This window comes from Celeribacter arenosi (genome assembly GCF_039539485.1).
Classification (GTDB): Bacteria; Pseudomonadota; Alphaproteobacteria; order Rhodobacterales; family Rhodobacteraceae; genus Celeribacter; species Celeribacter arenosi.
The window spans coordinates 549,781-557,664 of sequence record NZ_BAABDF010000003.1; the positions used below are offsets into that span (position 1 = coordinate 549,781).

The 7,884-nt window shown below is 57.5% G+C and carries 8 protein-coding genes; 2 read left to right on the plus strand and 6 right to left on the minus strand.

Translation table 11 applies throughout. The features are described 5' to 3' along the window. Positions 1–79: 79 nt before the first annotated feature. Positions 80–907, plus strand: a complete 828-nt coding sequence (locus tag ABD815_RS04915; RefSeq protein ID WP_344844220.1) for a DUF6473 family protein — start codon at positions 80–82, stop codon at positions 905–907. 57 nt (positions 908–964) lie between these two features. Here ABD815_RS04915 and ABD815_RS04920 read toward each other — a convergent pair whose 3' ends face one another. The 6 genes from ABD815_RS04920 to ABD815_RS04945 all read right to left on the minus strand — a co-directional run bounded on the left by ABD815_RS04920 (position 965) and on the right by ABD815_RS04945 (position 5,101). Continuing rightward, entirely contained in the window at positions 965–1,885 is a 921-nt protein-coding gene (locus ABD815_RS04920; RefSeq protein WP_344844223.1) for an electron transfer flavoprotein subunit alpha/FixB family protein, read from the minus strand. Continuing rightward, positions 1,885–2,637 (minus strand): electron transfer flavoprotein subunit beta/FixA family protein, encoded by a 753-nt coding sequence (locus tag ABD815_RS04925; protein ID WP_344844226.1) that lies wholly within the window; start codon positions 2,635–2,637, stop codon positions 1,885–1,887. The genes ABD815_RS04920 and ABD815_RS04925 overlap by 1 nt, the downstream gene beginning before the upstream one ends. Before the next feature lie 157 nt (positions 2,638–2,794). Then, a complete protein-coding gene (locus ABD815_RS04930) occupies positions 2,795–3,367 on the minus strand; it encodes a cob(I)yrinic acid a,c-diamide adenosyltransferase (RefSeq protein ID WP_344844229.1) in 573 nt (190 codons plus the stop codon). A gap of 1 nt (position 3,368) precedes the next feature. Next, the gene (locus ABD815_RS04935) at positions 3,369–3,569 is read right to left on the minus strand and encodes a twin transmembrane helix small protein (protein ID WP_344844231.1); all 201 of its coding nucleotides are present in this window, start codon (positions 3,567–3,569) and stop codon (positions 3,369–3,371) included. Positions 3,570–3,649: 80 nt separating this feature from the next. Further along, positions 3,650–4,477 (minus strand): SDR family NAD(P)-dependent oxidoreductase, encoded by an 828-nt coding sequence (locus ABD815_RS04940; RefSeq protein ID WP_344844234.1) that lies wholly within the window; start codon positions 4,475–4,477, stop codon positions 3,650–3,652. A 60-nt stretch (positions 4,478–4,537) separates the two neighbouring features. Continuing rightward, the gene (locus ABD815_RS04945) at positions 4,538–5,101 is read right to left on the minus strand and encodes an SH3 domain-containing protein (RefSeq protein ID WP_344844237.1); all 564 of its coding nucleotides are present in this window, start codon (positions 5,099–5,101) and stop codon (positions 4,538–4,540) included. A gap of 152 nt (positions 5,102–5,253) precedes the next feature. Between ABD815_RS04945 and ABD815_RS04950 the strand changes: the two genes are divergently transcribed. Then, positions 5,254–7,608 (plus strand): DNA topoisomerase IV subunit A, encoded by a 2,355-nt coding sequence (locus tag ABD815_RS04950; RefSeq protein WP_344844304.1) that lies wholly within the window; start codon positions 5,254–5,256, stop codon positions 7,606–7,608. Positions 7,609–7,884: the final 276 nt, after the last annotated feature.

Here is a 7,884-nt window from a genome sequence, read left to right on the forward strand (position 1 = left end):
ATTTTTAAGTTTAGCCAATTAGCAACTTGTGTCTGCGAATCTCTCTTCCAGGGTGAAATCAAACCAGTGGGTGGTTTAAATGGCTTATCAATATCCGGGGGACGGGTCCCTCAACTATTATCCGTGCCGCTATGGCAACTCGAAAATTCTTTTCCGCGGCCCAAAGGCCAATCTGTCAAAGGATTACGTCGCATTTCTGGGCAGTACAGAAACCTACGGGAAGTATGTGCCGCAACCTTTCCCTGAACTCTTTTCAGGGAGCATGGGTGTAGAGGCTGTGAACCTCGGTTGTGTGAATTCAGGTGTCGATGTCTTTGCGGCCGATGAAGCGATCATGGAAATCTGTTCAGCGGCCAAGGCTACAGTGGTGCAGGTTAGCGGGGCTCAGAACATGTCCAACCGCTTTTACACTGTGCACCCGCGGCGCAATGATCGCTTCCTTCGGGCGTCGACGCTCCTTCAGACGATCTACCGCGAGGTCGACTTTACAGAATTCAATTTCACGCGGCATCTTTTGAACACGCTACACACGGTGTCTCCGGAAAAATTCGGAATGGTGCGGCAGGAACTGAAGGATGCATGGGTCGCACGGTTGCGTATGCTCGTGCAGAAAATTCGCGGGCCGGTGGTGTTGCTGTGGATCGCTGATCATTCACCGGATGACGATGAAGCCGTGGCGGATTTGTGTGCCGATCCTCTATTCGTGGACCGTCAGATGATCGAGGAAATTCGGGAATGCGTCATTGGCGTGATTGAGATCGTCGCGACGCGCGAAGACATTGCCGCTGGGCGCGACCTTCTGGTCTATCCGGATCTCGAAGCGCCGGCGGCGCATGACGTGATCGGGCCGAACATTCATGCCAAAGCGGCCAGCAAACTCGAGTCTGTGCTCGCTTCACATTTGTGAGGGCCATTAAAAAAGGCCCACCGGTTAAGTGGGCCTTTCCAATTCCTGTTTGGAAACTCAGAGCTTTTCTGTGAGCTCTGGAACCGCGTCGAACAGATCGGCGACCAGCCCGAAATCCGCCACCTGGAAAATCGGGGCTTCTTCGTCTTTGTTGATCGCGACGATGACTTTCGAATCTTTCATGCCCGCAAGGTGCTGGATCGCGCCGGAGATACCGACGGCGATATAGAGATCAGGTGCGACCACTTTGCCGGTCTGGCCAACCTGCCAGTCGTTCGGCGCAAAGCCTGAATCGACGGCGGCGCGCGATGCACCGACAGCAGCGCCGAGTTTATCGGCGAGCTTTTCAATGATCTCGAAGTTCTCTTCCGATCCAACGCCACGTCCGCCGGACACGACGACTTTTGCCGAGGTCAATTCGGGGCGATCGCTTTCCGCGACCTTATCTTCGACGAAAGCCGACAAGCCTTTGTCGCCCGCGCCAGAAACGGATTCGACTGCGGCTGATCCGCCATCTCCCGCCGCGTCGAATGTGGATGTGCGGAAAGACACCACTTTGGTCGCATCGGAGGACTTCACCGTTTGTACGGCGTTGCCTGCATAGACAGGACGTTTGAACGTATCGCCATCCACGACGTCGATCACGTCGGAGATAACCATCACATCCAAAAGCGCTGCGACGCGCGGGAGCACGTTTTTGCCGGTCGTCGTAGCCGGCGCGACAATGTGCGAATAGTCGCCAGCAATCGAGACGATGAGATCCGCGATGTTTTCAGCAAGGCCGTTCGCATAGGCTGCATCGTCGGCGGCGAGCACTTCGGCGACGCCCGCAATACCGGCGGCGGCATCAGAGGCCGCTTTCGGACCCGGAACCAGGAGGGTTACGTCGCCAATTTTGCCGCCTGCTGTGACAGCTTTGGCGGTGGCATCTAGCGCAAGTGTGCCACCTGCAACTTCGGCAAGACAAAGAACAGCCATTACACCAGACCTCCTTCTTTGAGTTTCGCGACGAGTTCGTCGACCGATCCGACAATGATGCCGGCTTCACGGCCCTTTGGCTCTTCGGTCGTCACGACCGTGAGGCGGGGGCTGGTATCGACGCCGTAGTCAGCGGCTGATTTCTCTTCGAGCGGCTTCTTCTTCGCTTTCATGATGTTTGGAAGCGAGGCGTAGCGCGGTTCGTTGAGGCGCAGGTCTGTGGTGACAATCGCTGGCAGATTTACGGAGATGGTCTGCAGGCCGCCGTCGACTTCCCGTGTCACGACCGCTTTGCCACCGTCAATTTTGACTTCGGATGCAAAGGTCGCCTGACCCCAGCCGAGCAGCGCGGCAAGCATCTGACCTGTCGCGTTCATATCATTGTCGATTGCCTGCTTGCCGAGGATCACGATCTCGGGGCTTTCGTCAGCAACGATCTTGGCGAGGATTTTTGCGACTGCGAGTGGCTCGATGTCGACGCCTTGGTCTTCGGTCACGAGGATCCCGCGGTCAGCACCCATTGCCATGGCGTTGCGCAATGTATCGGTGGCTTTCTTTTCGCCGATGGAGACCACAACGATCTCGGTCACGATTCCGGCCTCTTTCAGGCGGATGGCCTCTTCGACGGCAATCTCGTCGAAGGGGTTCATGGACATTTTTACATTGGCGAGATCGACACCCGTGCCATCGGCCTTCACTTTGACCTTCACGTTGTAATCGATCACGCGTTTGACGGGCACGAGGACCTTCATTGGCGTAAACTCCCTAGAATGCGCAGTCTTTATGACCGCGTTTGTCTCATCTTCGGCAACTTTATTACTCGTTCGCGCCTGCAGAAAACAGTCCCAAAACACCGCATGCGGCGTTGGGACGTGACGTTTGATGTCTCAGGCGACCCAACGTCACATTTCAACGGTTCGCGCCGGGCACCCAGAGCACATCGTCTTTCCCGCCGTTATTGGCCATGCGCGCGGCCACGAAGAACCAGTCGGACAGGCGATTGAGGTAGGTAATTGCCGCCGCATTGACGCCCTCGACGGTCGAAAGTTCGACAGTTAGACGTTCTGCGCGACGCGACACAGTGCGACACTGGTGCAGATGCGCCGAAAGCGGCGAGCCGCCGGGCAAGATAAACGAGCGAAGCGGATCGAGGTCCTTGTTCATGGCGTCAATTTCCGCCTCGAGGCGATCGACCTGACCGGGGGCCATGCGAAGCGGTGGGTATTCCGCCTCTGCGTCTTTTTCCATCTCCGGACGACACAGATCGGCGCCAAGATCGAAAAGGTCGTTTTGAATGCGCGAAAGCGATTCATCGACAGGACCGGTTGCATGCAGCCGCGCAAGCCCGACCACGGAATTCAATTCGTCCACAGTGCCATATGCGTTCACGCGGGCACTGTGTTTAGCCACGCGCGACCCGTCGCCGAGCGCCGTTTCACCTTTGTCGCCGGTGCGTGTGTAGATTTTGTTCAGAACAACCATATCAGCCTCCCGTGCCGCGCAGTGCGACCAGCAATACAACCAGCATGACGACCCCGAACTGCGCGATGATGCGCCATTTCATCAACCGGTTTGATCGCTTCGCGCCCTCAATTCCCCCACGGCCCATTTGGCCGATGCCCATGGCGAGGATCAATAAAACAACGATGCAGCCGATGCCGACGATATAGAGGAGGGGGCTCATGTCAGGGTTCCCGATGTTGATATGCCATGCTCACATAGCGCGTTTGGCGCGCAGGAAAAATACGCGAATGGACGCGGGTGCTACGCGCGCTCGCTCAAGCGGTCGAGCCAACGGGTTGGCAGCAGGCGCTTTGCGATCGCGGCGGCGTGGGTTGGTAGGGTGACGCGGTAGCGTGCTTTGGGGCGAGGTGCTTCGAGCGCGCGAACCACGGCGCGCGTTACGCTTTCGGCGCCCAGTTCAAAACGGTCAGGCGTGCCTTCGGCGGCATACAGACGATTCACCAATGTGTTCCGGTAGAGGTCGGCGATCGATGAGGACTCCCAATCGATCCATCGGTCAAACTGGATTCGGGCATTTTTGCGAAACGCGGTGCGGATTGGGCCCGGTTCGATCAGGGAGACGTGTATGCCAGCGCCACGCAGTTCTTGACGCAACGTGTCAGTGTACCCCTCAAGCGCGAATTTGGTGGCGACATATGCCCCGCGCCACGGCGCGGTAATCAGGCCCAATACAGATGAGCATTGCACAATCCGGCCGTGCCCCTGAGCGCGCATCACGGGCACGACGCGGCGCGTCAGGTCATGCCAACCCAAAAAGTTGGCCTCGAAAATTGCGCGCATTGCATCGGGGGGGACGTCTTCGAGCGCACCGGGAATTGCATAGGCGCCATTATTGAACAACGCATCGAGCGTGCCGCCCGTTTGTTGAAAGACGTATTCCAGAGCGGCATTGATGGTCTCAGGTTTTTCGTAGTCGAGTACGCAGCTTTCCAGCCCCCTGGCTCTGAGCGTTTCGCAGTCCTCGACCCGTCGGCATGTCGCGAAAACCCGCCATCCGGCGTTCGACAAAGTGATAGCGGCATCGTACCCGATGCCGCTGGAGCAGCCTGTGATTAGGATGGATCGCATATACCTGTCCGCCTGTAAGATGGGCGAGACTTAGCCCGTGTGCGCGACGGGCAAAAGTAATTAACCGTCGAGGCTATCGAGGAATCGGGCCGCGATATAGCCCTCGACGCCGTCTCCCTGAACGCTGATTCTTACCCAACCTTCGCCGGCAACTTCGGTGATAGCAACGATTTCTGCCTTAACGACCTGACCGAGGACATCGTGGGACGTCGAGGGGCCAGAGCGCACATTCACGCGCGAACCGGTCACGACGCGAAGGCGTTCGTCAGCATCCGTGCCCGAAGCGGACGGGCCGATCAGGGCTGCGAGTTTGTCGGGGTGAGAAACCTGTGTTGTCTTGCCCGATGTTGTGAGGGCAGCGTCGGCTTTTTCAAACGCGGCGAGGTGGACGAGAGGAATTTCAGTGGATGTGGTTGTCGCAACGCGCGGCGCGGCCACGTCACGTTTCACAACTTCACTGCGGTCTGTGTCCTCGGGCAGGGCCGACTGCCATACCTTTTCGATGGTCATCCGGTCGCCGCGAAGCTGCGCGAGTTCGGCTTTTTCATCACTGGACAGCTCACCGCCAAAGAATGTCATTACACCCAAAACACCAGCCAAAGTCGCGCCAACAAGTTTCAACATTTCGATTCCTCACATTCTTCAAGCGTCGGTGTAGTGAGAAACCAACGACGGTTCCGGGGGAAAAGTTTCAAATCTCTCCCCCATAGGGCGCAATCGGAGTTGAGGCTCTATGGCGCTTGTCGGCCACAATCGTGGCCTGTATCACTGACGTCATGAGCAGTGATTTGACGAATGAACCACCCGTCGAAGGGTCGGTCCCCAACGAAACATTCGAACCGCTACGGCGCGCAATTGGTGAGCGTTATCTCACCTATGCGCTGTCCACGATCATGCATCGCGCCCTTCCGGATGCGCGCGACGGTCTGAAACCGGTTCACCGCAGGATTCTCTATGCGATGCGTGAATTGCGCCTCTCGCCGACAGGAGGCTTCCGCAAGTCCGCGAAAATCTCCGGCGATGTGATGGGTAACTATCACCCGCATGGGGACATGGCGATTTACGATGCGATGGCGCGCCTCGCGCAGGATTTCAACGTCCGCTATCCCCTTGTCGACGGGCAGGGAAACTTCGGCAATATCGATGGCGATAACCCCGCTGCATCGCGCTACACCGAGGCGCGGATGACTGCCGCCGCAGAGGCATTGCTCGAAGGGCTGAATGAGGATGCGGTTGATTACCGTGACAACTATGATGGCACGCTGCGCGAACCCGAAGTGTTGCCTGCGGCGTTCCCTAACCTGCTGGCGAACGGGTCGAGCGGTATTGCCGTTGGTATGGCGACCAACATTCCGCCTCATAACATCGTTGAGCTTGTCGATGCCTCGCTGCACCTGATCAAGACGCCGGATGCCCGCGATGACACGCTGTTGAATTTTGTCAAAGGCCCCGATTTTCCGACCGGTGGTGTGATTGTGGAGCCTGCGGAAAGCATGGCGCGGGCCTATTCAACGGGGCGCGGGTCATTCCGGCTGCGCGCGAAGTGGGCCATTGAAGACCTCGGGCGCGGGGCGTGGCAAATCGTTGTCACCGAAATCCCCTATCAGGTTCAGAAGTCCAAATTGATCGAAAAGCTCGCGGAACTGATCCAGACAAAGAAGGTGCCGATTCTCGCCGATGTGCGCGATGAAAGCGCCGAGGACGTGCGGATCGTTCTGGAGCCAAAGTCGAAGAACGTGGATGCGGATGTTCTAATGAACACGTTGTTCCGCAACTCTGATCTGGAAACGCGGTTCTCGTTGAACATGAACGTGCTGATCGACGGGCGAACGCCGAAGGTCTGTTCGCTCAAAGAGGTTTTGCGTGCGTGGCTCGACCACCGCCGCGTCGTTCTTATCCGGCGCAGCAAGCACCGGATGGAGAAAATCGACCATCGTCTCGAGGTGCTCGAAGGCTTTATCATCGCCTTCCTCAACCTCGACCGTGTGATCGACATCATCCGTTACGACGATGATCCCAAGGCTGCGTTGATGTCGCAGGAGTGGGCGGGCGAACACCGCAAAGCGACCAGCGAACGTGATTATGTTTCACCGCTTCCCTCGACGGGCGAGGGCGAGCTCAGCGATGTTCAGGCCGAAGCGATCCTGAACATGCGCCTGCGGTCTCTGCGGCGTCTGGAAGAAGTTGAACTGGTCAAAGAGCGCGATGCCCTGATGATTGAGCGCGCTGCGTTGGAGGACCTTTTGGCCAATGATGCTGTGCAATGGGCGCGGATTTCCGAACAGTTGCGCGAAGTCAAAAAGACCTTCGGCAAAGACTACGAGCGCGGGCATCGTTTGACCCAGTTCGCCGAAGCTGCCGAGGTTGAAGACGTGCCATTGGAGGCGATGATCGAGCGGGAATCGATCACCGTCGTCCTGTCGCAAATGGGATGGATTCGCGCGATGTCGGGACATATCGACCTCGAACGCGAATTGAAATTCAAGGACGGCGATGGGCCACGCTTTACGTTCCATGCCGAGAATACCGACAAACTCCTGATCCTCGGCTCCAACGGGCGCTTCTATACGCTCTCTGGTGCCAATCTGCCTGGCGGGCGTGGTATGGGTGAGCCGTTGCGTTTGATGGTCGACCTGCCCAACGATGTCGAGATTGTCGATATCTTTGCGCATGATCCAACGCGCCGCCTTTTGGTCGCATCGAACGTCGGAAACGGATTTGTCGTTCCCGAAGTTGATGTGGTTGCCCAGACCCGATCAGGCAAACAGGTGTTGAACGTCAAAGATGGCGAAGTGGCCTGCAAAGCCGTGAAAATCACGGGCGACCATGTAGCGGTCATCTCGCAAAACCGGCGTTTCCTTGTGTTCCCACTCGATGAAGTGCCCGAAATGACCCGCGGCAAAGGAGTCCGGTTGCAGAAATACAACCAGGCACGCGGCGCGCAGGGTATGCTCGAGCTTGATGGCGGATTGTCCGATATCACGACATTCGCGTGGGAAAACGGGCTGTCTTGGACCATGGGCGGGGGCAATACCCGCTCTGAAAAGGACATGACGCCATGGCTCGGGAAAAGAGCCGGCGTGGGCAAGGCGCCTCCGCATGGTTTCCCGCGCAACAACACCTTTGAATGACGCGCGTTGCGGCGGTTTGGGTTGTATTGATCGGGTTTTGACGGAACGCCCCGATAGCGGGGCCGTGGACATGTCGACACTGTGAGGACGCTGTGGCGAGGTTTCGCCAAGTGGCGCTTGATTTTCCTGTTCAGAGACAATAATCAGCGCGCGATGTTAATTCGGGCCTGACAAGGCTCCCCAAAACTTAAGAGGCGCCGGAATATGGCTAAAGGTAAGTTTGAGCGCAACAAACCGCACGTGAACATTGGCACGATCGGCCACGTTGACCACGGT

Bases quoted from the DNA above. Each gene is read 5' to 3' on its own strand.
- ABD815_RS04915 (WP_344844220.1), top strand. From the start codon at position 80: ATGGCTTATCAATATCCGGGGGACGGGTCCCTCAACTATTATCCGTGC.
- ABD815_RS04920 (WP_344844223.1), bottom strand. From the start codon at position 1,885: ATGGCTGTTCTTTGTCTTGCCGAAGTTGCAGGTGGCACACTTGCGCTA.
- ABD815_RS04925 (WP_344844226.1), bottom strand. From the start codon at position 2,637: ATGAAGGTCCTCGTGCCCGTCAAACGCGTGATCGATTACAACGTGAAG.
- ABD815_RS04930 (WP_344844229.1), bottom strand. From the start codon at position 3,367: ATGGTTGTTCTGAACAAAATCTACACACGCACCGGCGACAAAGGTGAA.
- ABD815_RS04935 (WP_344844231.1), bottom strand. From the start codon at position 3,569: ATGAGCCCCCTCCTCTATATCGTCGGCATCGGCTGCATCGTTGTTTTA.
- ABD815_RS04940 (WP_344844234.1), bottom strand. From the start codon at position 4,477: ATGCGATCCATCCTAATCACAGGCTGCTCCAGCGGCATCGGGTACGAT.
- ABD815_RS04945 (WP_344844237.1), bottom strand. From the start codon at position 5,101: ATGTTGAAACTTGTTGGCGCGACTTTGGCTGGTGTTTTGGGTGTAATG.
- ABD815_RS04950 (WP_344844304.1), top strand. From the start codon at position 5,254: ATGAGCAGTGATTTGACGAATGAACCACCCGTCGAAGGGTCGGTCCCC.